At 63.8% G+C, this 22,820-nt stretch carries 24 protein-coding genes; 12 read left to right on the top strand and 12 right to left on the bottom strand.

Going from position 1 to position 22,820, the window contains the following annotated elements:
* Positions 1–7 precede the first annotated feature (7 nt).
* From KEC45_RS10120 to KEC45_RS10105, 4 genes are read left to right on the top strand one after another with little or no spacing between them, the layout of a single operon-like run.
* Entirely contained in the window at positions 8–526 is a 519-nt protein-coding gene (locus KEC45_RS10120; RefSeq protein ID WP_062179832.1) for a cupin domain-containing protein, read from the top strand.
* Complete coding sequence (locus KEC45_RS10115; RefSeq protein ID WP_238586621.1) at positions 523–1,614, top strand: zinc-binding dehydrogenase; 1,092 nt, start codon at positions 523–525, stop codon at positions 1,612–1,614. Before KEC45_RS10120 ends, KEC45_RS10115 begins: the two co-directional genes overlap by 4 nt.
* Entirely contained in the window at positions 1,611–2,117 is a 507-nt protein-coding gene (locus KEC45_RS10110; protein WP_062179835.1) for a hypothetical protein, read from the top strand. Before KEC45_RS10115 ends, KEC45_RS10110 begins: the two co-directional genes overlap by 4 nt.
* The gene (locus tag KEC45_RS10105; RefSeq protein WP_062179839.1) at positions 2,114–3,610 is read left to right on the top strand and encodes a long-chain fatty acid--CoA ligase; all 1,497 of its coding nucleotides are present in this window, start codon (positions 2,114–2,116) and stop codon (positions 3,608–3,610) included. Before KEC45_RS10110 ends, KEC45_RS10105 begins: the two co-directional genes overlap by 4 nt.
* Before the next feature lie 8 nt (positions 3,611–3,618).
* Here KEC45_RS10105 and KEC45_RS10100 read toward each other — a convergent pair whose 3' ends face one another.
* On the bottom strand, positions 3,619–4,209 hold the full coding sequence (locus KEC45_RS10100; RefSeq protein ID WP_238586622.1) for a helix-turn-helix domain-containing protein: 591 nt from the start codon (positions 4,207–4,209) through the stop codon (positions 3,619–3,621).
* 125 nt (positions 4,210–4,334) lie between these two features.
* Between KEC45_RS10100 and KEC45_RS10095 the strand changes: the two genes are divergently transcribed.
* The 4 genes from KEC45_RS10095 to KEC45_RS10080 are packed head-to-tail and all read left to right on the top strand — an operon-like array spanning position 4,335 to position 8,411.
* A complete protein-coding gene (locus KEC45_RS10095; protein WP_238586623.1) occupies positions 4,335–5,360 on the top strand; it encodes a phosphotransferase family protein in 1,026 nt (341 codons plus the stop codon).
* Between the two features lie 10 nt (positions 5,361–5,370).
* Complete coding sequence (locus tag KEC45_RS10090) at positions 5,371–6,108, top strand: SDR family NAD(P)-dependent oxidoreductase (RefSeq protein ID WP_062179846.1); 738 nt, start codon at positions 5,371–5,373, stop codon at positions 6,106–6,108.
* 14 nt (positions 6,109–6,122) lie between these two features.
* The gene (locus KEC45_RS10085; RefSeq protein ID WP_252171997.1) at positions 6,123–7,349 is read left to right on the top strand and encodes an acyl-CoA dehydrogenase family protein; all 1,227 of its coding nucleotides are present in this window, start codon (positions 6,123–6,125) and stop codon (positions 7,347–7,349) included.
* Between the two features lie 21 nt (positions 7,350–7,370).
* A complete protein-coding gene (locus tag KEC45_RS10080) occupies positions 7,371–8,411 on the top strand; it encodes an alcohol dehydrogenase family protein (protein ID WP_062179853.1) in 1,041 nt (346 codons plus the stop codon).
* Positions 8,412–8,592: 181 nt separating this feature from the next.
* Here the strand turns inward: KEC45_RS10080 and KEC45_RS10075 are convergent, their stop codons facing one another.
* Together KEC45_RS10075 and KEC45_RS10070 are read right to left on the bottom strand one after the other, a co-directional pair.
* Complete coding sequence (locus tag KEC45_RS10075) at positions 8,593–9,084, bottom strand: hypothetical protein (RefSeq protein WP_062179856.1); 492 nt, start codon at positions 9,082–9,084, stop codon at positions 8,593–8,595.
* Positions 9,085–9,096: 12 nt separating this feature from the next.
* Complete coding sequence (locus tag KEC45_RS10070; protein WP_062179859.1) at positions 9,097–9,306, bottom strand: hypothetical protein; 210 nt, start codon at positions 9,304–9,306, stop codon at positions 9,097–9,099.
* A 346-nt stretch (positions 9,307–9,652) separates the two neighbouring features.
* Here KEC45_RS10070 and KEC45_RS10065 point away from each other — a divergent pair, with 346 nt between their 5' ends.
* The gene (locus KEC45_RS10065) at positions 9,653–9,973 is read left to right on the top strand and encodes a hypothetical protein (protein WP_062179862.1); all 321 of its coding nucleotides are present in this window, start codon (positions 9,653–9,655) and stop codon (positions 9,971–9,973) included.
* 126 nt (positions 9,974–10,099) lie between these two features.
* On the opposite strand, the gene KEC45_RS10060 is transcribed toward KEC45_RS10065, so the two are convergent.
* The 3 genes from KEC45_RS10060 to KEC45_RS10050 form a co-directional block, all read right to left on the bottom strand.
* Complete coding sequence (locus KEC45_RS10060) at positions 10,100–10,930, bottom strand: 23S rRNA (adenine(2030)-N(6))-methyltransferase RlmJ (RefSeq protein ID WP_062179865.1); 831 nt, start codon at positions 10,928–10,930, stop codon at positions 10,100–10,102.
* 470 nt (positions 10,931–11,400) lie between these two features.
* Complete coding sequence (locus tag KEC45_RS10055; RefSeq protein ID WP_252171996.1) at positions 11,401–12,528, bottom strand: PepSY domain-containing protein; 1,128 nt, start codon at positions 12,526–12,528, stop codon at positions 11,401–11,403.
* Positions 12,528–14,582, bottom strand: a complete 2,055-nt coding sequence (locus KEC45_RS10050; RefSeq protein ID WP_062179871.1) for a TonB-dependent receptor — start codon at positions 14,580–14,582, stop codon at positions 12,528–12,530. Before KEC45_RS10050 ends, KEC45_RS10055 begins: the two co-directional genes overlap by 1 nt.
* Positions 14,583–14,741: 159 nt before the next feature.
* Between KEC45_RS10050 and KEC45_RS10045 the strand changes: the two genes are divergently transcribed.
* Together KEC45_RS10045 and KEC45_RS10040 are read left to right on the top strand one after the other, a co-directional pair.
* Positions 14,742–15,467 carry a hypothetical protein gene (locus KEC45_RS10045; RefSeq protein WP_252171995.1) on the top strand — a complete coding sequence of 242 codons (726 nt, stop codon included), beginning with the start codon at positions 14,742–14,744 and terminating at the stop codon, positions 15,465–15,467.
* 81 nt (positions 15,468–15,548) lie between these two features.
* On the top strand, positions 15,549–15,881 hold the full coding sequence (locus KEC45_RS10040; RefSeq protein ID WP_238586624.1) for a hypothetical protein: 333 nt from the start codon (positions 15,549–15,551) through the stop codon (positions 15,879–15,881).
* On the opposite strand, the gene KEC45_RS10035 is transcribed toward KEC45_RS10040, so the two are convergent.
* From KEC45_RS10035 to KEC45_RS10015, 5 genes are read right to left on the bottom strand one after another with little or no spacing between them, the layout of a single operon-like run.
* Positions 15,878–17,263, bottom strand: coding sequence for an ATP-binding protein (locus KEC45_RS10035; protein WP_062179878.1), 1,386 nt, complete (start codon positions 17,261–17,263; stop codon positions 15,878–15,880). The genes KEC45_RS10040 and KEC45_RS10035 overlap by 4 nt on opposite strands.
* 5 nt (positions 17,264–17,268) lie before the next feature.
* Positions 17,269–17,955: a response regulator transcription factor gene (locus KEC45_RS10030; protein WP_062183797.1), complete on the bottom strand. Its 687-nt coding sequence runs from the start codon at positions 17,953–17,955 to the stop codon at positions 17,269–17,271.
* Positions 17,956–17,971: 16 nt separating this feature from the next.
* Positions 17,972–20,629: a bifunctional lysylphosphatidylglycerol flippase/synthetase MprF gene (gene mprF, locus KEC45_RS10025; protein WP_252171994.1), complete on the bottom strand. Its 2,658-nt coding sequence runs from the start codon at positions 20,627–20,629 to the stop codon at positions 17,972–17,974.
* Positions 20,626–21,021, bottom strand: a complete 396-nt coding sequence (locus KEC45_RS10020; RefSeq protein ID WP_062179881.1) for a DUF2147 domain-containing protein — start codon at positions 21,019–21,021, stop codon at positions 20,626–20,628. The genes mprF and KEC45_RS10020 overlap by 4 nt, the downstream gene beginning before the upstream one ends.
* 1 nt (position 21,022) lies before the next feature.
* On the bottom strand, positions 21,023–21,766 hold the full coding sequence (locus KEC45_RS10015) for a virulence factor (RefSeq protein WP_252171993.1): 744 nt from the start codon (positions 21,764–21,766) through the stop codon (positions 21,023–21,025).
* A 230-nt stretch (positions 21,767–21,996) separates the two neighbouring features.
* Between KEC45_RS10015 and KEC45_RS10010 the strand changes: the two genes are divergently transcribed.
* Positions 21,997–22,200: a hypothetical protein gene (locus tag KEC45_RS10010; RefSeq protein WP_062179887.1), complete on the top strand. Its 204-nt coding sequence runs from the start codon at positions 21,997–21,999 to the stop codon at positions 22,198–22,200.
* Between the two features lie 140 nt (positions 22,201–22,340).
* On the opposite strand, the gene KEC45_RS10005 is transcribed toward KEC45_RS10010, so the two are convergent.
* The gene (locus KEC45_RS10005) at positions 22,341–22,787 is read right to left on the bottom strand and encodes an Rrf2 family transcriptional regulator (protein WP_062179890.1); all 447 of its coding nucleotides are present in this window, start codon (positions 22,785–22,787) and stop codon (positions 22,341–22,343) included.
* Between the last annotated feature and the right edge of the window lie 33 nt (positions 22,788–22,820).

Below are 22,820 nucleotides of genomic sequence, written 5' to 3'. Positions count from 1 at the left end.
TAAGACGATGACTGCCAGGAAACCGAGTTTTGAGGTCTATCGCGCCGCCGATGCACCGCCGTACAGCGAAACCTCGTGCATGGAATATTCGGGGATAACGCCGGTGATCGAGGACGGTATCGTCCGCGCGACCGCCGAGGGGGCCGACGACGGCAACGAGGTGCGGCTGCTCTTTTCGATGCCGGGGATGAGCCTGACCTATGCGTGGTTCAAGAGCGGCTTCCCGCTGCCGCTGCATAGCCACAACGCCGACTGCCTCTATTATATCATCGCGGGCTCGCTAAAGCTTGGCACCGAAGTGCTTGGCCCTGGCGACGGTTTCTATGTCGGCACCGACGTCCCCTATACCTACAAGCCCGGGCCTGAGGGCGTCGAGGTTCTCGAATTTCGTACCGCCGACGCGTTCGATATCCGCTTCCGGGGCAATACGGCTGCCTTTTGGGACAAGATTGTCGACGGCCTGCGCAAGGAAAAACCGGGCTGGGAAGGCCAGCGCAAGCCGACCGAACTCGCAGGTACCAAATGAGCGGTGCCACGATGCGCGCGGCGGTCCGCCGCGGCGCTGCGCTGACCGTAACCGACGTTCCCGATGTCGTGCCGGAGGCGGGGCAGGTGGTTGCGAAAACGCTCGCCTGCGGCATATGCGGATCGGACCTGCACGCCGTCCATCATCTGGAACATGGCGTCGAGATCGGCCGCCGCTGCGGCGCGCCTGATACGATCGACCCGTCGCAGGATCTGGTGCTGGGTCATGAATTCTGCGCCGAGATCCTGGATCATGGGCCAGGGACCGAAAAGCGTTTTGCATCAGGAACGCGCGTCGTCTCGACGCCCTTTGCCTTCGGGCCGCTCGGCGCCGAACTGATCGGCTTTTCGACTCGCTACCGCGGCGCGCTCGCCGAGCGTGTCGTGCTCACCGAGGCGCTCCTGCTACCCGTGCCGAACGGCCTTCCGTCCGAAATTGCCGCGCTCACCGAGCCGCTGTCCGTGGGCACCCATGCCGTCGCGGTCGCCAATCCGGGGCAGGGCAGCGTTGCGATGGTGATCGGCTGCGGCCCGATCGGGCTTGCGGTGATCGTTGCCCTGAAACGCCGTGGCATCGGCCCCATCATCGCCGCCGATTTCTCGCCCGCGCGCCGTGCGCGCGCTGAAAAGCTGGGCGCTGACATCGTCGTCGATCCCGCCGCGACATCGCCGCACGACCAATGGGAGGCGCTCGACGTCCCCTCAACTCTGGCTTCCTTCGGGATGGCGCAGCTATCGGGCAGGTCGATGCGCGATGCGATCGTCTTCGAATGCGTTGGCGTGCCGGGGATGCTGCAAAATCTGCTCGAACAGGCACCGCCGCTCGCGCATATTGTCGTGGTCGGCGCGTGCATGGAGGATGATCGCATCCTGCCGGTGCTTGGAATCAACAAGCAGATGCGTTTCAGCTTCGTCTGGGCTTATTCACCCGATGAATTCGCCGACACGCTGCACGCGCTTGGTGAAGGAGCGATCGATGGATCGGCGTTCCTGACGGATCAGGTCGGGCTGGCCGATGCGCCTGCGGCTTTCGAACGCCTCGCCTCGCCGGGCGATCAGGTGAAGATCGTCGTGGAGCCGTGGCGATGAGCGATGAACCTGCCCCGGCGATGGCCGGCGGGATGGCAGCAGTCGTCACCGGCGGAGTGGTGGTGCTCATCGCGGGTTTCATCGCTCTCGGCTTCCTGCTCGGGCTTACGCCGCTCTACGGCGGTTTCCTGTTGCTCTGGTATTGGGGCAGCGTCGATTTGGTCGAGGGCAAGGCGCTGCTGCCCTTGCTCGTCGGAGCGTGCGGCGGGACGGCGACGGCGTGGCTGCTGCAATATGGCGCGGTCCATGGCGGCCTGGCCGGCGCCCTGCCGGTGCTCGGGCTGATCGTCGCGGCGATCTATTTCCAGCTTCGAGGCTGGCTGCCGTTGCTGATCAACCGGCCCTATATGCTTTATCTGACCGTAATGGCCGCGCCGCTGCTGCAGTCGGGCGAGAGCTTCGCGCATGTCATGGCGGCGATCGTCGCAGCGACGCTTTACTTCGGCGGCATCGTGACCGCCGGACGCATCGTGATGGCGCGGCGGTCGGCGGCGCTCGCATGACCGGCCTCGCGATCACCCAAGCGCTGCACCGCGCGGCCCGAGAGACGTCAGGCCGGATCGCGACGGTCGATGGCGGGCGGCAACGCACATGGTCCGAAGTCGCGTCACGCACCGGCCGCGTCGCCGGCGCGCTTGCCGCGCTGGGCGTCAAGCCGGGCGACCGCGTCGCGCTCCTCGCACCCAACGGCGACCTGTTCGTCGACTTCCTGTTCGGCAGCCTGTGGGCAGGGGCAGTCGCCTGTCCGCTCAACACGCGCTGGACGGCAAGCGAGATCGCCTATGCACTTTCGGATTGCGGGGCGACCGTGCTGATCGTCGATCCGGGTTTCCGTTCGATGCTGACCGACATCCGCCGCGAAGCACTCGGGCTACGCGAAGTCGTTTTGGCCGGCCCGGTATTCGAGCAATTGATCGCAGCGGCAGACGAAGCCGACGAGCATTTACGCCACGGCGACGACCTCGCGATGATCCTCTACACCGGCGGGACGACCGGACGGTCGAAGGGCGTGATGCTTTCGCACCGGGGGTTGATGGCCTATGCGCTGTGCCTTGCCGGCGCCGGCGACGCCGCGCCGGGCGCCTGCATGCTGCATACCGCGCCGCTATTTCATGTTGGCGCGATCTCTGGCTTTCTCGCGTGCCTGCTCGGTGGTGGGCGGCACGTCTTCCTGCCCGCCTTTGAGGCCGAGGCGGTGATGGCGGCGATTGCGGGGCAGGGCGTCACCGATATCTTCCTCGTTCCAACGATGCTCCAGGCGGTGCTCGATCACCCGCGCTTCGGCGAGCATGACCTGACGAGTGTCGAGCGCATCTATTATGGCGCCGCCCCAATGCCGCCCGCGCTGATGGATCGCGCCATCGCCGCGATGCCGCGCGTCGGTTTCGTGCAGGGCTATGGCATGACCGAAACCTCGGGCTCGATTTCGCTGCTGAAGCCTGCCGACCACCGCGATCCAGCGCGGCTTCGCTCCGCCGGACGCGCGGTGATGGCGATCGAGGCACGCATCGTCGATGCCAACGACAAGGAAGTGCCGGTCGGCGAAATCGGCGAGATCGTCGCGCGCGGCGAAGCGGTGATGACCGGCTATTGGAACCGGCCCGACGAAACCATCGAGGCGCTGCGCGGCGGCTGGATGCACACCGGCGATGTCGGTCGGATGGACAAGGATGGCTATATCCATATCGTCGATCGGCTGAAGGACATGATCATTACCGGCGGCGAGAATGTCTATTCGGTCGAGGTCGAAGCTGTGCTCGCCGATCATCCGGCCGTGTCGCAATGCGCCGTGGTCGGACTACCCGATGCGCGCTGGGGCGAGCGTGTTCATGCGGTGATTGTCCCGAAACCCGGGCTGGCATTGGACGCCGGTGATATCATCGCACATGCGCGCGCCACGCTTGCGGCTTATAAATGTCCGCGGACGGTCGAGTTCCGCAGCGCTTTGCCGCTGTCGGCGGCAGGCAAGATATTGAAGGCCGGGCTGCGCGCCTGAAAGGGCGATCAGCCGTCAATAATTGCCGCAAGAGCCTCCGCCACGCGATGCAGTGTCTGTGGATGCGACCACATCGGATGATCTCGGGACTTGTCGGCGAGTTCGGTTTCGCGTCCCGCCAATATTCCGCTGATCGCGCCGCCCATGAATACAAGCCGCTGGTTCAATATGTCCGGGGCGACATCGGGCTTCAGCGTTCGCACGGCATCGAGGCAGCGTTGATAACCCGAGTTCCAGCGTCCCGCGAGCGCGTTCATGAACAATGCACGGTTCGATACTTGCAGCCCCACGACAAAGCGGTTGTAGCATTCTCCCCACGCCGGCGGATCGGGATCGATCGACGTTTCGACGAGTATCTCCATGACCTCGAGGACGCTATGGGGCCCGCCCGCCGCATTCGCGCGGTCGAGCGCGGCGTTCCGACGGATGTCGATCTCCATCGCGCCATCGACGATCAATTCGCGAATCAGCGCTTCCTTGGAGCCGAAATGATAGGTCAGCGCGGAATGATTCCGGCTCCCCAGCGCTTCAGCAATTTGTCGCAAGGTAACGCCGTCGATTCCGCGTTCGGCAAAAAGCCGCAACGCGACTGATTTCATCAGCGTAACCGAAGCCAAAGGTAACGGATCATTTTTCGCCTTCATCATCGGGCAAATGCCATTGACATCCAGGCCCGTCAATACCATCCATCTGGATGGATGAATCATCGATAGGGCAATGATTGGTGGAAAATGTCGATCTTGCGGCGCTTGAACGCTGGATGGATGGAGAGGGGATCGGTGTCGGGTCGATCCTGGACGCGCGACTGCTGTCGGGCGGTACCCAGAATATCCTGATGCGCTTTCGCCGCGGCGATGCGGACTATGTGCTCCGCCGCCCGCCGCCGGTGCCGCGCCCCAATTCGAACGAGACGATGCGGCGCGAGGCGCGCGTGCTCGCGGCGCTCCGCGGCGCCGCGGTCCCGCACCCCCGCCTCGTTGCGGCGTGCGACGAAGAGGATGTGCTGGGCGTCGCCTTTTACCTGATGGAGCCTGTGGAAGGTTTCAACCCGACGCAGGGATTGCCTGCGCTGCATGCGACCGATGCGGCGGTCCGCCACCGCATCGGCCTGTCGATGGTCGAGGCGATCGCCGCGCTCGGCGCCATCGACTATCGCGCGGTCGGGCTCGACGGCTTTGGCAAGCCCGACAATTATCTCGAACGGCAGGTCGGGCGTTGGAAGGCGCAGCTTGCCAGCTATGCCGACCTTCCCGGCTGGCCCGGTCCCGCCGCCATCCCGGGCGTCGAGCGCGTCGCCGATTGGCTCGATGCGCATCGCCCGGCGGACTTCCGTCCCGGCATCATCCATGGCGATTTCCATCTCGCCAATGTCATGGTCCGCCCCGACAGCGGTGATCTGGCGGCGGTGGTCGATTGGGAACTAAGCACGATCGGCGACCCCTTGCTCGACCTCGGCTGGCTGCTTGCAACCTGGCCCGAAGGAGACACGCCTCGCGCGACCGACGTCGCGATCACGCCTTGGGAGGGATTTGCGACCCCCGATGCGCTCGTCGCGCACTATGCCGCAGTCAGCGGCCGCGACCTTGCCGCACTCGACTGGTACGTCGTGCTCGCCTGCTACAAGCTCGGGATCATCCTGGAGGGCACGCACGCACGGGCCTCTGCCGGCAAGGCTCCGAAAGAAACCGGCGACCGCCTCCACGCCCACACGCTCGACCTGTTCGACCGCGCGCTGCGCCGCATCAGCTGAAGGAATGATGATGAAAGACGATACCGATTTCACTGGCCGGCGGGTGCTGGTCGTCGGCGGATCGAGCGGCATCGGCAATGGTGTCGCGCACGGCTTTCGCGATCGGGGCGCCGAGGTGCATGTCTGGGGCACCCGTGCCGCGGCGACCGATTACGACCCGGCGGACGGATCGGACCTCGGTGGGCTCGGTTACACCTGCGTCGATGTCGGAGATCCCGATGCGATCCAGGTGGCAGCATTGCCCTTCGACGGGCTCGACGTGCTGATCCTTTGTCAGGGCACGGTCGTCTATCGCCGCGGCGAGTTCGAGCGCGAGGGTTGGGATCGCGTCATGGCGGTCAATCTCGACAGTCTGATGCATATCTCGCGCAAGTTCCGTGCGCAGCTCGCCGACGCGGGCGGCTCAATCGTCATCGTCAGCTCGATCTCCGGGCTGAAGGCGAATATTGGCAACCCCGCCTATGCCGCGTCGAAGGCTGGCGCGATCAGCCTGACCAAGACGCTGGGGCAGGCGTTCGCCGCCGACGGCATCCGCGTCAACGGGCTGGCGCCGGGGTTGGTCGATACGAAATTGACCAAGGTCACGACGCAGAACCCCGAGCGGCTGCAAGGCACGCTCGCCCACATCCCGCAGCGGCGAATGGGTACGCCCGAGGACATGGCGGGCGCCGCGATCTTCCTTGCCTCGCCGCTCGCTTCCTATGTCACCGGCCACACACTCATCGTCGATGGCGGGCTCTCCCTCTAACGAAAGGCAAACAGATGAATTTCGAATATGGCGACAAGGTCGCCGGGCTTATCGCGCAGATCGAAGCCTTCATGGACGAGCATATCTATCCGAACGAGCAGGCTTATTACGACTTCGTTCATGACCAGGATAATCGCTGGCAGGAATGGCCGGGGATGGAGGCGCTGAAGGCAAAGGCGCGCGAACAGGGGCTGTGGAACCTGTTCCTGCCGCACGAATATGGCGAGTTGTCGCCGGGGCTCACCAACCTCGAATATGCGCCGCTGGCCGAGATTTTCGGACGTGTGCCCTGGTCGAGCCAGGTGTTTAATTGCTCGGCGCCCGACACGGGCAATATGGAGGTGCTCGCGAAATTCGGATCACCCGAGCAGCAGGAGAAATGGTTGAAGCCGCTGCTGAATGGCGAAATCCGTTCGGCCTATGTGATGACCGAGCCGCAGGTCGCATCGTCCGACGCGACCAACCTCGAACTGTCGATCATCCCCGACGGCGACGATTATGTCATCAACGGCCGCAAATGGTGGATATCGAACGCGATGCACCCGCGCTGCGACATCTTCATCGTGATGGGCAAGACCGATTTCGATGCGCCGCGCCATGCGCAGCATTCGCAGATTCTCGTTCCGCGCGACACGCCGGGGGTGACGGTGGTCCGCCACCAGACGGTATTCGGATCGCATAACTCGCCCGGCGGCGAGTCCGAACTGCGCTTCGATAATGTCCGCGTACCGAAGGAAAATCTGATCCTTGGCGAGGGCCGCGGGTTCGAGATCGCGCAGGGGCGCCTCGGGCCGGGGCGCATCCACCACTGTATGCGCTCGATCGGGCAGGCACAGCGCGCGCTTGAATATATGGCGCGGCGCGTCGACAGCCGCGTCGCCTTCGGCAAGAAGCTGGCCGACCAGAGCAGCATCCGTCAGGACGTCGCGAAAAGCTTTTGCGAGGTCGAAATGGCGCGGTTGCTGACGCTCAAGGCCGCCGACGCGATGGACCGATTTGGAAACAAGCAGGCGAAGGATCTGATCGCCGCGATCAAGGTCGTCGCGCCGACGATGGCGCAGACCGTGTCCGACCGCGCGATTCAGGCGCATGGCGGCATGGGGGTCAGCGAGGATACGCCGGTCGCTTACTTCTTCACGCTCAATCGCTACGTCCGCCTCACCGACGGCCCCGAAGAAGTGCACATGTCGCAGCTCGGCAAACAAAAGATCGCCGAATATGTTGCCGCGAACCGGCGCTGAGCGGGAAGGGAAGCCAAGATCATGAAAGCCCTTCGCTATTACGGCTCACACGACATCCGGTACGAAAGCATGGATGACCCAACGCCGCAGTCGGATCGCGACGCGATCGTCAAGGTCACCGCCTGCGCGATATGCGGCAGCGACCTGCACATCTATCACGGCCACGGCTTTTCAGAGGACGTCGGCTTCTGTGTCGGGCACGAGGCGGTGGGCGAGGTTGTCGAGACCGGGCGCGGCGTGTCGCGGCTGAAGGTTGGCGACAAGGTCATGATCCCGGCGGCGGTCGGTTGCGGATCGTGCCGGTGGTGCCTCGCCGGGATCGTCAATCTCTGCGAATATGGCATGGGCTCCTGCTACGGTCTTTCGGCAAAGCTGCAGGGGTCGCAGGCGGAGGCGGTGCGCGTACCCGCTGCCGACGCCAATGCGGTGCTGATCCCCGACGGCGTGTCGGAGGAACAGGCGCTATTGATGACCGACGCGCTCGCCACCGCCTGGTTTGGCGCGCGAAATGCCGACATCGTCCCGGGCAGCAGCGTGGCGGTGATCGGTCTTGGTCCGATCGGCCTGATGGCGGTTGAAAGCGCGTTCGTCATGGGCGCGCATGTCGTCTATGCGATCGACCCCATAGCTGAACGTCGCGCGCTTGCCGAAGAAGCGGGCGCTATCGCGCTGCATCCGAGGGAAGCGGTCGAGACGATCCGCGAGGCCACCAAAGGCCGTAAGCTCGACTGTGCGATCGAGGTCGTCGGGCGCGACGAGACGGTCGATCTTGCGCTGCGCCTTGTCCGCGCGCGCGGAACGGTGTCGGTGATCGGGGTGCAGCAGTCGCGCCGCTATGCCTTCCCGCTCGAACGCTTCTTTGCCGCCGGCCTGACCTTCCGCGCGGGCACCTGCTCGGTTCCCGAAGAACTGCCGACCCTGTTCCCGCTGGTACAATCAGGACGATTGAAGCCCGAGAAATATGTCAGCCATCGCATGCCGTTGAGCCAAGGAGCCGAAGCCTATGCGCTGTTCGATGCGCGCGATGGCGGCGCTCTCAAGATGATCCTGACGCCAAACTAGCCATTCCCTTGATGAATATGAGTTGCTTGGCCAGGTTCAGGGGGGGATTGGTTGGTGACACTGACGCGGCTTTCACGCCGGCATTGAGGTGGGGGCTCGGATGACTTGATCGACCCGGAGGGCCGCTCCTTACCTTGCCAAGGCCCAAAAGCCGCCGCTCCGCAACCGGCCATTCCAGAGGCTAAGTCCAGCGCAACGTGAAGTTGGTCAGGGCGACGTGAGGGTATTGGACGTCGTCCCAAGGGATCGGTCGGTCGAGCGGATCGTCGTTCAGCGGTCCGTCGATATTCTGGAAATCGAGGGACAGGCCGGACAGAGTCCTGCCGATCGTCATCAGCTGGGCGAGCCGGTCGAAGGCCAACGTGGTCAGGTCGATGTGCACGACATAATCTGCCGCATCGGAGGCAAAGTTCGAAATCGCGCTGCGCCGGATGCTGCCATTCCACTCGACGTTTCCGTCTTCTGCGTCGACAACAAGCAGTCTGCCTTTCAGCGCACCGAGGTTGCCCGCCGAGCTTGTGATGGGCTGGCCGCTAATCGCGAGCAGGGGAGCTACGATGCATCGTTCCAGACGTGCATAGTCGCCGTGCGCACCGCCCATTTCCAGGCCGACTGCGCCGACATCGAAGCGGAGAAAAGCCGGAACGATGGCGAAGGTGGCTGCGCTCATCATGGAAATGTTCGGTCAGACGCAGAGCTGGTCATAGAGTTCATAGGCTTTCGAAAGCTGATCATGGAAATAGCCGGTGTCCGCAGGGATCATCAAATTGACGTCGCGGTTCGCAAAACCCGCGATCCTGAATTGCTTCCAGGCACTCTGAATGTCTCCATAGGGCCCGGTGTGCCGGGCAAGAATGATGCGCCCGTTTTCGAGCGGGCGAAGACATCGACCCAATTGACGCCATTGCCGGTATCGCGAGGGCTGTCCTTGTCATAGAAGACCTGCCACAGCCCTTCGTTTTAAGCATAATGCCATCGTTCGGCGCGCGCGGGCGCCGCGCCGAGGATCGACAGAGTGATCAAAGCATAGATGCGACGTCGCATAAACTTCCCCCCGGATGTGCGGCTCCCTCATCCTTAAAGGCTGGAATCTGAAGGACAAGCACGCTGGAGGACATGCGCGCCGAGGCCAGCCTGTGGGCCATCTCCAGGAGAGCGGCGCAGTCTCGGCCGCTAAACATTCCGGTAGCCGATGATATGAACCGACTGGAGCGCCGCGCCTAACATGCTAAGGGCATCCTATGCTTCACATGCACGGCCGCGGTGGCACCGTCGAACTCGATGGTGTCAAATATGACTGGGAACTCCTGAGTGAGCCCCAACTGTCCTCTTCCGAAGGCTGGAAGGGCATGACGGTCGCCTTGCGCCAGAGAGATATGCCACGCGAAGCCGTGCTGGAATTTCCGACGCCAAGGCGCCTGTTGAAAGGATTGCCGAAAGGGCGTTCGCACATCAACGATGCGATAGCCTCGCGAGGGGTGCGAGCGGCATTGTCGGCGGGATGGGACCCGGCTTCTCGCGGCAAGCCGACGGTCTTCATGGTTGATGCCAACGGCGACTAAGCCAATCGTCTGGAGCATTGGCATCCAGCGTGAAAGCCGTGTTCCAATTTCAGCGTGACCAAATTTCTTTGCAAGCTGAAGCCCGGCAATGTCTCCTCTGCGAGAAGAAGAAGTTGAGGGCCTATTTTAATCGCCCAACCAATCGGTGGTGATCGCTCCCCTATGCCCCTCCGGCGCCAGCGCCGCGCGCAGGGCTTCCAGCAGAGGCGGCAGCGCCTGGGTGAAGGCGTAGGGCGGGTTGATGATAAAGAGGCCCGCGCCGTTATAGATGTCTGGCTGATCACTGTCGTACAACCAATGCTCCACCACCAGAAATTTCGGGATGCCGAGCTTGCGTAACTGCTGCTTCCAACGCGTATGCGTGGAGCGGTCTTTCAACGGATACCAGACCACCGTCACGCCATGCGCCCATTTGCGGTGGGCCGCTGCGAGGGTGGCGGTGATACGTGCGCGTTCATCGGTCTGCTCATACGGCGGGTCGACGACCACCACGCCGCGCGCGGTGCGGGGCGGCAACATCGCCAGCCAAAGCTCGTAGGCGTCGCGCTGATGCACGGCGGCGGATGTGTCGCGCATCGCGCCGCGCAGGGCATAAGCGTCGTCGGGATGTTTCTCGTTCAGGATCAGAAAATCCTGCGGACGCAGAAGCTGCGCCAGAAATCGCGGCGATCCGGGGTAGAAGCGAGGCTCGGCCACCGCATTCACCGTCCGTACGGCGGCGCGGTAGTCGTCCAGCAAGGGGTTCGCGTCGGCAAAGGCCCGCACCACGCCCTGTGTGGCCTCGCCGGTGCGTCGGGCCTCGTCGCCGCCAAGGTCATACAGCCCGCAACCGGCATGGGTGTCGATCAGGGTCAGCGCGCCCGGTTTTTGCTGCAAGGCCCGCACTAGGGCAATCAGCAGGCTGTGCTTTACGACGTCGGCGCTGTTGCCAGCATGGAAGGAATGGCGATAATTCATTGTAATTCAAAATCCTGGCGATCTGCCTTTATACGAACGGCCGGGCGCGGAAGCCGAGCGCGATGCAATGGAAGCAACCAATCCGGTCCCCGTATAGCGTCGGGCGGAAACCTTCAAAGCATTCTGCGCAAGGCCTCAAGGGCGCGTCAGCGAACGTCACCAGAGAAGGGGGCACAGGCCTCCGGGCCACATGGGAAGGTGCGATCATCGAGGAGCCGGATGCGATTGGCATTGCCGCGAACCGCGCGGCCGCCTGATGTCGGTCGAACGTTCATATGGCACCGCATTATCAGACCTGCGGCGCTTCGACGTCCGCGTCTGTCGGTGGCGGATCTGCACCCGCCGAATGTAGAATGATTTGGATTGGTCGCATTCGGCCACAGCTCCAAATCGCAACGCGAATGTCCGCTTCTTCGGTTTCGCCCTCTGAAGCTGCCGACCGCTATGGCCAACTGCGGACGAAACGGCATTCAGAGCAATTGCCGCTGCCGGCGCCACCAGAGTTTTAGGCCGCTGAGACAGAGCCACAGCGTCACGACGCCGCCGGCGAGGATCAAAAGGCGGCCAGCAAGGCCAAAAGCCTTTCCCGAATGGAGCGGATATTGCCAGGCGAAGAATTGGTCGCCCGCGGTTACGCCATTGTCGTGGCGCGTGCCGACGATCCGCCCGTCATCCATCGCCACATAGGTCCAGAGCCGCCCCTGATCGTCGCGGTCGCGCGCGTCGAATGTGCGGACGGCATACACGCCATGATCGGGGAAGAGGCGGACGCTATGTACCGGCTCGCCGCTTTTGCCGACGACACGTCCGATCGCGATATCGACGTCGATCGCTGGCGGGATCTCTGGGACATCGGCCATGCTTTCATGCAGCCGTCCGGTGATCGGCGAGACAAGGGCGACGGCCTCGCGGCTGTCGTCGGGCCATGCCAGCGTGACGCCCGTAACGGCGAGCACCAGCGTCACTGGCAGGAACCAGAGCCCCCATGCGCGGTGCGAGTGGAACAGGCGCTTCAGGCTGCCGCGCCTCCCCCCGGTGCGAAAGGCGCGCAGCCAGTGCATGCCCTTCGGAAAGGAGAGGGCGACCGCGACGACGTGATCGATCACCCACAGCAGCGAGACGAGCCCGAAAAACCACATCATCCACGGTCCCGCGAGCAGGTCGATGTGAAGGCCATAAACGATGTCCATCGCATGCCGCCGGTCGAATTTGATCGCGCCGCTTTCGCGCCAGCCGAGGATTGATCCGTCGCGGGGGTCGGCGAAGACCTGTATCGGGCGCGGCGCCCCGTCGACGGGCGCGCGGCCCATCATCCACAGGCTGTCGCCGGCATGGCCCGGCAGTTCGATCATGTTCGGCGCAAAGCCGGGCAGCGCGCGCTCGGCCGCCTTTACGGCAAGGTCGATGGGCGCAGCCTTGTCCGACGCGGGCACCGTCCGCCAGTCGGCATTCAGCGCGCTGTCGAGCTCGTCATAGAAAGTGACCGCGATACCGGTCGCAGCCAGCAGCGCCAGCCAAAGCGCGGCGATCAGGCCGAACCAGCGGTGCCACAGCTTGAGGGCGTGGCGCGGCCGCCGACGGACAGCCGCGCGCGCCATCAGAAGCGGACGGATGCGGTGAGGCGGACGTTGCGGCCGGGTTCGGGCAGGCCCGACACGATCGCATAGTCGGGGAGGCCGAGCTGGCCGTAATCGGCGACGCTGGCGTGCGCGATATAGCGCTTGTCGAACAGGTTATAGACCGCCGCCTGCAATTCGAACCGGTCGGTCCCGAACGGGCGCCAGCTGCCGAACAGGTCGACCGTCGTATAACCGGGCTTGTCGATGAACTGCGTCTCCGAAATATCGCCTGGATAGAGCTGCACTTCGCGGAACAGCACCTCGATATTGTTGAGATCCTCATAGCGCGTCAGGCTGGCGCGGAAATTGAAATAATCGCTCGGCTGGAAACCGGCGGTCACCGCCCAATTGTCGCCCATCGAATTGCCCAGCGCGATATGTTCATACCCCTCGATCCGGTTGCCGTTCAGACGCGAATCATAATGGTTGTAATAGGCGTCGATGCTGAACGGCCCGGTGCGATAGCCGGCGCGAAGTTCGACGCCCTTCGATTTGAACTCGCCGACATTTTCGTAATAGACCGCGTCCTGGATCGGCTTCGATGCATCGCGGCCGAGCTGGTCGAGGATGACGTTCTTGATCGTCATCTCGTAATAGACTGCCGATGCAGTGAAGCCGCCGAGGTCATATTTCACGCCGCCCTCCAGGTTGTCGACGCGTTCGGGCCGCAGCGTCGGCGACAGCGACAGGCGGCCGGGACGCTTTTCGAGCGTGAAGGCGTCGCCGATTTCCTTGCCGCGGAACGCCTCGGCGAAACCGGCATTCAGGCTGAGGCCAGGGACGATTTCGAACTCGGCGCCGACATTGAAGCTGAGCCCGTCGCTCTTGGTGCCGGTGCGATAGGTCTTCTGGTCGAGGTCATACGCATCGTAACGCGCGCCAAAGCTGATCAGCAGTGGGTCGGCGACGCGCCAATGGTCCTGGACATAGACGCCCATCAGCGAGCCCTTTTCGGTGAAGCTGCCGATATTGGGATCCCACGCCCATGGCTGCCACATCGCGGGGTCGGCGAGATATTCGCTCGTCACGCGGTCGCGGCGATGCTCGGCACCAACGGTGATGTCGTGGTTCGCGACGGCAAGTTTCGCGCGTACGTCGAAACCATAGGTTTCGATCTCGGCACCATAGAGACCCCAGCGGTCGAAGCGGTCCTGCGAGAAATTTGTTCGTGTCCAATAGCCGGTCGCCTCGATGCCGACGCCGCTGTCGCCCTCGAAACCATAGTTCAGGATGGCGGTCTGACGCTTGCCTTTGGCTTCGAACAAGCGGTCGCCGGCGAGCACCGGCCAGTTAGGGCGCTGACCGAAACGGCCTTTCTCGCGACGCTGTTCATAGCTTGCGGTGACGCGGTGGCCGCCGCCCAGTTCACCACCCACTTTGACGAAGCCGAGATTCTGCTCGGCGCCCGTTGCGAGTTGGCGCACGCCGTCGCCATCTTTATACGGATCGCGGTTCACATGGACATAGGAGGCGAGGATTCCGATGTCGCCCGCGATGCGGCCATAGACGGTACCGCTGAGCTTGTATCCGTCGTTGCTGAACCAGCCTGCCTTGGCGATGCCGCCGATGTCGCGGCCGTCCTGCAGCATGTCGACGGCGTTGCGGGTGCGGAACCGGATCGCACCGCCGACCGCGCCGAAGCCCGCGGTCGCTTCGCCCGGGCCGGCCTGGACGTCCACGGTTTCCAGGATTTCGGGCTCGACCGTCACACGGCCGATATGATGGAACAACGTGCCGCGCTGCGGCGCGCCGTCGATGGTGACGTTGAGCAGCGAATCCTCAAGCCCGCGGACATAGATTTTCTGCGCGAGCCCGACGCCGCCGCCGACTGACACCGACGGAACGCCGCGGAACAGGTCGGCGAGGTCGTTCGCTTGGAGGACCTCGATTTCCTCGCGGTCGATCTCAACGTCGGTCAGTGCGCCGACGACGACGATATCGCCGGGGGCTTCGCTCTCCTGTGCTTGTGCGGTGTGGCTGGCCAGCGCGAGCATGGCCGTGCCGGCGGTCAGGATCGTAGTGCGAATTGTCATGGAGGCCCCCGAAATGTGGATAGTGGGGGCGCCCTAATCGCTATTGAGAACCAATGTCAATAAATCCCACGCGCTTCGCCGTTCGAGCCGCGGACTCTAAGGCGGGGAATCGGGCAAATGTCCAAAGCCGCTGCCGCGGGCGGTTTGCTTACAGCCTAGGTGGCGAGCCGCCATTCACCTATTGATGACCGGCGGCGCGTCGCTCAATGTCACGCGATGAGCATGACATCCCGCCGGAGCCCCAAAGGGCTGCGCCAGTTTCTGGATTCCGAGCAACAGCGCGACTGGCTGGACGGTCGGGGCGACCCGCCCGATGCCGCCGAGCGCACCGAGTCCTTCGAACAACGGCTCAGATATGCTGCGCGCTTTCAAAAGCTGCTTACGCGCCCGCAGGCTCAGGAGGTTCTGGAAATCCTCGCACTCTACGGCCAGAGCTGCATTCCGTTGCCGCGCCTGACCGAGCGCAATTACTGGTCGGTTTCGTGCTTGCCGTCGACCTCCGACAAGCCGCTGGTCCGCGTCAACGCAAGCTGGATGGAACTTTTCACCCTCTATGCCGACGGCGCGGATATTCGTTCAAGGTTCATCGTCCACCTCTCTGACTTCACGCGCGACGGATCGGTTTTGCAGGAGCATCTGGACGACGACTTTCTCGAGCAATGCGTCGAGGCGCCCGAAGATATCGGGCATTTTTTTCCGCGTGGGGCTGATATTTTCGGCGTCAGGGTCCGCGGCGGCCCCTCGATCCGCCGCTTCCTTTCGAACCCCCGCGCCTTGCGTGCCGTGCGGAAATTCAACCTCACGCACATGAACCGGGGCCGCAACGCCTATCAGGCCAGCCATTCCCACAGCGTCGCGGACTATATGCTGGGCGAAGGGGACTGAATTACGCGCGCGTAATCGGTGGGCCATGCTTCGGCAATCCGGTGTCCGATATGCAGCCAGTCGTGCGATGGGAAAAAAGATGTGTCGCTGCCGATCTCCAGATCCGAACTCGACGAGCGCACCTGCCGGCTGATCTGTCCGATCGCCGCCGCGATGGTCGGGGTCTGCCTTACGGGGATCGGCATCTTGCAGGTCACGATCAGCGTTGCGCGACAGACGACATTTGCCGACGACCTGTTGTCGATCGATGCGCTGCTTTTCCTGACCGCGATGTTGTCTTCCTATTTCGCTTTGCGGCTGAATTCGTCGCGGCGGCTCCACCGGCTTGAGCAACTCGCGGACGCCGCCTTTATCGCGGCGATGTTGCTGATGACGATCGCCTGTTTCGTCATCACCTATGCCGTCCATATCTAGGGCGTCCGGCCCCCCGCAGCGACCGGCAAGTTCAGGCGGACAAGCAGCCCGTGGGGGTCCCGGGCATCGAGTTGCATCGTGCCCCCGTGCAGATGTGCGATGGTTTCGACGAGCGACAGGCCCAGCCCTGCACCGGTCCCGCCGCGCGCGGGGTCGAGGCGGACGAAACGCTGCACCGCTTCGGCGATCTGGTTTTCGGTGAGGCCGGGGCCGTCGTCGGCGACCGCGAGGCTGATCGCGCCGTTTCCGGCATCACGTGCCTCGATCCGGATTGCCGACCCACCGGCGGCATATTTGAGCGCATTGTCGACGAGGTTCGAAAGCGCGCGCACGAGCAGGTCGCGATGCGCACGAACCCGCAACTCCGGCGGGGCATCGACGATGATCGTGAATCCGCCATCCTCGGCGAGCGGTCCGTATACTTCGGCCATATTGTCGAGGAGCGGGAGCAGGAGGAAATCGGTGAACTGGTCGCGGCCGATCCCGGCCTCGGCGCGGCTGATTTCAAGCGCTGTGTCGAGCAGGCTGTGCAGCGCATCGGCTTCGTCGATTGCCGCTCCGATTGCCAGGCGAGCTTCCGCATCGTCTGTTCGTCCAAGCCCCTGTTCGAGCCGCGCCTTCATACGCGCAACGGGTGAGCGCAGGTCGTGCGCCATCGAATCAGTGACCATGCGAAGTTCGCGCACCAGCCCCGCGATACGACCGAACATCGCGTTGATCGAAACCGCCAACCGGTCGAACGCATCGCCGGTTTCGTCATGCCTGACACGCGTGTCGAGCCGGCCGCCGACAAACTCCGCGGCGGCATTGGAAAAGACGTCGATCCGGCGCGCCAATATCCACGCGACGAAAGCCGCCATCAGTCCGGCAATCACGACGCCGACCGCCAGTGCATAGAGAAAGGCCGCCTCGCTGGCGTCGGCAAGCTGGTGCTGCGCTTCCAGGGTCTCGCCGGTCAGCAGGGCCTCGCCGCCCGAAAGCCTCGTCGCCACCACGCCCATCGGTTTCGCGGCGGCTGTGCCTTCGTCGTACAGGCTGATTTGCCGCCACGCGGCCGTATCGGCGATCGTGGCCGGCCATTCGCGGATATTGCCCGCAATCCGCCGTCCGTCGGGGCCCTTCAGCAATATGATGAAGTTGCGGTCGTCGCGGACTTTCAGGCGATAGTCGATTGCCTCGACAAGGCCTTTCAAACCCTGCTGACGATATTCGCCGACCAGGTCATCGCGCGCCACTTCGGCCGCAGTGCGCGCATCGGCAAGGATCGTCGCCGATGTGAAGCGGTGAATGACCGTCAGGCCGAGCGCGAGCGCCGCGACCTGCGCGAGGACGAGCATCAGGGTCAGGCGGACGATCGTGCTGTTGAATTTCCCTCGCGCCACGCGGCCTAATCCGAATTGCCGAGCATATAGCCTGCGCCGCGGATGGTGTGGACCAGCGGCTTGTCGAAACCGTCGTCGACCTTGCGGCGAAGACGGCTCACATGGACGTCGACGACGTTGGTGCCGGGATCGAAGTGATATTCCCAGACACCTTCCAGCATCATCGTCCGCGTCACGACCTGATCCTTGTGGCGCAGCAGATATTCGAGCAGCCGGAACTCGCGCGGCTGCAGGTCGATGCGCTTTCCGGCGCGCGTCACGCGGCGGTTGAGGAGATTCATCTCCAGGTCCTCGCACGCCAGAACCGTTTCAACTGCCGTCCCGCCCGACGGACGCGCCATCAGCAGTTGCAAGCGCGCGAGCAGTTCGGAAAAGGCGAATGGTTTGTTGAGATAATCATTTGCGCCCGAGGTCAATCCTTCGACCCGCGCGTCGACCGCGCCGAGCGATGAGAGTATGATCACCGGGGTCGCGATTTGCGCCGCGCGCATCGCGGCGAGCACCGCCATGCCATCCATGCCGGGGAGCATACGGTCGAGAACGATCGCGTCATAGCCGCCGCCCGTCGCGTGAAACAGGCCGTCGCGCCCGTCCGCGGCATGATCGACGACGAATCCTTCGCCTGTCAGGCTCTTGCAGATGAAGTCCGCCGTCGTGCGGTCGTCCTCGATCACCAATATCTTTCGGGACATTGCGGCGATTCCCACGCTAGCGGCGCATCGCCGGTGCGGCCTTATACCCATTCTCGGCCGCTTGGCGAAGATGAAGGCTGATGTCCTTGATGCCGACCGCTGGCTGCCGCTTTTTCGCGGCCGGGCGCGAGACGATATTATGCACCGCGGCGATGCCAAGGGCAAAGGCCATGCCGCGCGGCGCCGCGATATAGCGCGGTTCCCAGTGCGTCGCGAATTTGGCCTTGTAGCTTCGCAGCCCCTCGAACCCGTAGAGGCTCTTGCCATGACGGAACAGGAATGAGGCGCCGCGTGCCCAAATGGGCGCGAGCCTGCGGCCCTCGATTCCCGACAAGGGCGCGATCCCGAGGGTGAACCACCGATAGGCTTCGGTCTGCGCATATCCGATCAGGCGAAGGAACAGGAAATCCATCACGCCATAGGGAATGTCGCGGGCATGCCGCATCAAGTCGACCGAAATCTCTTCGCGGTTGGGCGTCGCCAGGATGTTGGCGAAGGCGATGATGCGTCCTTCGATGCGCACGATGGCACATGGGAAATTCCGCATGTAATCCGCATCGAAACTGCCGAGGCTGAACGCCTTTTCGCGCTGCTTTTTCGCGTCGAGCCAGTCGCTCGATACAGCCTCCAGCTCGGGAAGATGGTGCGGAATGTCGGCTGCGGCGATGATGTCGAAGGTGGCGCCCGCCTGAACCGCCCGGCGCTCTGCATGACGCAGGGCCTTTGCATGCGGACCGACGAGCGAGAAAGCGGCGAGGTCGACCCGGGCTTCCTCGCCATATTTGACGATCGATAGACCGAGGTCGATCGCCAGCGGCAGGCAGTCGGCGCTGATCTGATACAGCAGAACCCGGCCTTGGGCCGCGTCGGCGCGTTCGCGCAATCGCCAGAGCAGGTCGGGCCAGCGTTGCTCGGGGCCGACTGGATCGCCCATCACGATCCAGTTCGCGCCCTGTATCCGGTACATCAGGAAAGCGTCGCCTTCTTCGGCCAGCAGAAAATGCTTGTCGCCGGTATAGGCAAGAAAGGCGTCGGTGCGATCGGTCACCGCCAGCGCCGGGACGAGTGCATCATATGCAACATCTTGCTCTCGGTCCGGGCGAGGGGATGGCGCGAACAGGCGCCATAGGGCAAGTCCGGTGACGAGCACTGCAATGCCGAACAGCGTGCGCAGGAAGCGCGGTGCATCGCCGTTGAGTGTGAATTGCCACCACAGGCTGCTCGTATAGGCCACATGCTTATAGGCGAAAAATCCAGCGAAGGTCGACGCCATGACCGCGGTGAGCGCGGCAACGATCCACCCGGTCGACAGCGGCGCGTCGAGCAGTGAGGTCGTGCGATAAAAGGCCGGCCGACTCCACTGGAGCGCCGCGCATATCGCCGACAGGATCAGCGCTTCTTCATAATCGCCGCCCTTGGTGAGCGAGAAGAGGATCGCGGCGATGAGCAGGGCACGTGTCGCAACGAAGGCGCCGTCGAGGCGGCGCAGCAATCCGGGCGCTAGGAACAGGAGCAAAGTTCCCGACAGGCTGGCGGCGATATGCGACGCCTCGACAAAGGGCAGCGGCAGGAAATGCCGCAGTTCGTGCATGCGGGCGGCTTCGGCGGGGGTTGCTCCCGACAGCAGCAGGATAAGTCCGCTGGCGAATACCAGCGCGGCGAGGAGCGATGGTGCGAGCTCGCGGAGCAGGGACTGGCCGGCTTGGGCCATCTCGCGAGCAGGACGGTGCCAGCGCTTGCCCTCGTGCCAGGCCAGGAACAGGGCGGCGAGCAGCAGCGGGAGCAGGTAATAGATGATGCGATAGGCGAGCAGGGCGGCCAGCAGTTCCGCCTTGTCGCCGGGGACCGCCGCGATCACGACCGCTTCGAACACGCCGAGCCCGCCGGGGACATGGCTGATCAACGCCGCGATAATGGCGAGCGCATAGCCGAGGAAGAATAGCGGATAGGTGGCGGGATCCGGGGTCGGCAGGAGGACGAACAGCGCCGCGCTCGCCGCGGCAAGATCGATCGCGGCGACGGCGGTCATCGCGGCGCTGCGCCTCGCGCCGGGCAGCGGCGTCCGCCATCCGCCGATCTCGATCGCTTTCAGACCGAAATGCCGCAGCAGCAGTGGCATGAGGCACAGGGTCAGCACGGCCAGCCCGACGAGGTGGAGCCAGTGAAGAGAGAGGCCCCAGTCGAAGAAGGGCATGATCTGCGCGCTCGTCGCGGCGGCGAGACCGGCAAGAAGGATGACGCCGTTCCAGAAACTGAAGCTTGCCAGGGCAATGACGCTGCCGACTTCGCCCCCGCTGAGGCCCGCGGCGCGATAGATGCGGTAACGCGCGGACCCGCCGGTGAGCAGCGCGAGCCCAAGATTATGGCTGAGCGTATAGCTGGTAAAAGATGCGAGCGCCCAGGTGCGCCAGGGTAGGGGTCGGTTGATGGTCTGCAGGGCAAAGCGGTCATAGAGCGTCAGCATCGCATAGCTCGCGGCGGTCAGCAGCAGCGCGGCGACAATCTGGCCTGCGGACAGTGCATCGAAGGCGCGCCGGATTTCGTGCGGTCGAACCGAATGCAGCAGCCTGAACAAACCGGTGAAGCCGAGCGCCGCGACGATCAGCGCCGTGCCGATCGACAGGGAGCGCTTGTTGCGACGTGCCCATTCCATGGCGTTTTCGGGCAATGTCATTTGCGGATCCAATCCTGTCGCTTGCAGATCAGCCCGCCGAGGATGCAACCCGATATGCGCAGGCTGTCGGGCGTGCGGAGCTCGATCGTCGAATAGAAATGACGCCCCTGGTCGGGCACATAGACCCGGCCCGTCCAGCGACCCGCGCCGCTCGCGTGATAGTCGCTGAGCAATTCGGTGCCGACGAGGGCGTTCACCCCCGCTTCGCGTGCATCGGCGAGCGCCTTGGGGCCGGCCCACACGATGTTGCCGCACAAAAGCTGTCCGCAACGCCGCGTTTGCACGATCAGCGTGCCCTTGGGGTTTTGCCAGAGTCCGATCGGCGTCGCTGGCGTCGCCGCATCGGCGCCGCTGCTTGCGATCAATAGCAATGCCATGGCCAAGGCCCTCATCTCATTCGCTCCTTGCTGATTGCGCGCCGCCGATACCGGGCAGGATCGCGGCTTCGAGCGCGCGGTCGTCGGATTTCAACGTGTGTCCGCCGGGCAGGGTGACCCGGCGTACGTTCGGCATCTGTAATTCGGGGCACAGGCTTCCCGCTTCCTCGGCACCATGGACGCATGTCACGGGCACCCAGTCCAAACGCGATGCGGTCGGCAAGGCGCGCTGGTCGGGAATCTCGAGGCCGGCGAGCTCGATCGGCGAGGCGCGGAAGATGATATCCTCGCCCGGCACGATCAATATGACCGCCCGGATCGGCCGGCGGTCGACAGCAGGAAATTGTGCAAGGCCCGCGTGCAGCATGTCGGCGCCGAACGATTGGCCGATCAATATGACACGCCCCGTGTTCCCGATCTTCATCGCCCGCGCCATCGCGGTACGGATCAGCCGCGCGGCGTCCTGGGCCGTCCTGCGCGGGGAGAAATAGGTCAGCGAATTGACCGTGACGACCGCATAGCCGCGTGCGTGCAGTCGCGCCGCGATCTTCGGCGTCATGCCTGTGCGGTTACCCATGTCGCCCGACAGCATGACGATTGCGGGCCGTGCCGAGCCCGCGCTTACGGACGGCATGTCGCGGAACAGCGGGCCGTTATAATAGCCCGCGTACAGATAATATGCCGACGCTGCGACCAACGAGGCGAGCGTCAGGATCAGCAGCCGTCTTCCTGTGCGATTTGTCTTGCGCCCTGTCGTCATCGCGCTCGGTCCCTTCGTGTCAGGGAACAACAATAGGCTTCTGCGCGCGTCGGGAAGCTGACGCGTGGATTACGATATTGTCATGTCGCGGCCATGCGCCGGTTGGATCGCGGGAGTTAGAAGGAGGACGTCCAAGCGGGGACCTTCCCCCTGAAACCTCTCGCCGGGTCCCCGCCTGGACATCCCGGTTCGCCGCATCCGCTTTCCCGCGGATCTATGGAGTGAAGAATATGGCACGCTTTCGTACCCTGGTCGGCCTTGGCCTTGCATCGACGATGATGATCACCGCCCCGGTCTTCGCCTCGACTGCCACCGCCAAGCCCGCCAAACCGGCCGTGGCCGCAAAGACGACGACCGCCGCAACGTCGAAGCGTGCGGTTCGCGCGCATCCCGCCAAGGCCGCACATGGCAATGAAAAGAAGGGCGGCTACTGACGCCCCGTATCGCAAGACGAACAAGCGGGACTGGAAGGGCCGATCCCGGCACCCGCGCGCCCTGACCAGATCTGCCGTCCGGCCGGTTCCCACCTTGCGGGAACCGGCCGGTTCGGCATGTGCGGCGCAAGCGCCGGCGGCTATTCCGCCGCCTCATCCTTTTCGAATACGGGTTCCAGCGCGATCGGGTCGGCCAGCGTGATGCGATCGAGGATCGACGCCGTGTCGTCGCGAACCTTCAGCATCAGGCTGCGCAGCCGGCATTCGGCCTCGGGCAGGCAATTCTTGCAATGTTCGTGCGCGTTGCGTGCGGCGCAGGGAACAAGCGCAAGCGATCCGCGCGTCAGCCGGACCAGGTCGCCATAGCTGATGTCGATCGGGGGGAGGGCGAGTTGGTAGCCGCCGTCGCGCCCACGCTGTGAAATGAGCAGGCCCTCGCGTGCCATTTCCGACAGGATCACGGTCAGGAATTTGGGCGGAATATTCTGCGCATCCGCAATATCAGCAAGCTGCACCTGCCCCTTGCCCCAATGGTCGGCAAGGTGCTGGAACGCGCGGATCGTGTAGCGGGTCTTTTGCGAGAGCATGGCGGCGTTACTGTGACATATTCAGGCTTAATT

The sequence above is a fragment of the Sphingopyxis sp. USTB-05 genome (genome assembly GCF_023822045.1).
GTDB lineage: Bacteria > Pseudomonadota > Alphaproteobacteria > Sphingomonadales > Sphingomonadaceae > Sphingopyxis.
The sequence above is the reverse complement of the archived record's forward strand: the minus strand, read 5'-3'. Positions and strand labels throughout refer to the sequence as shown.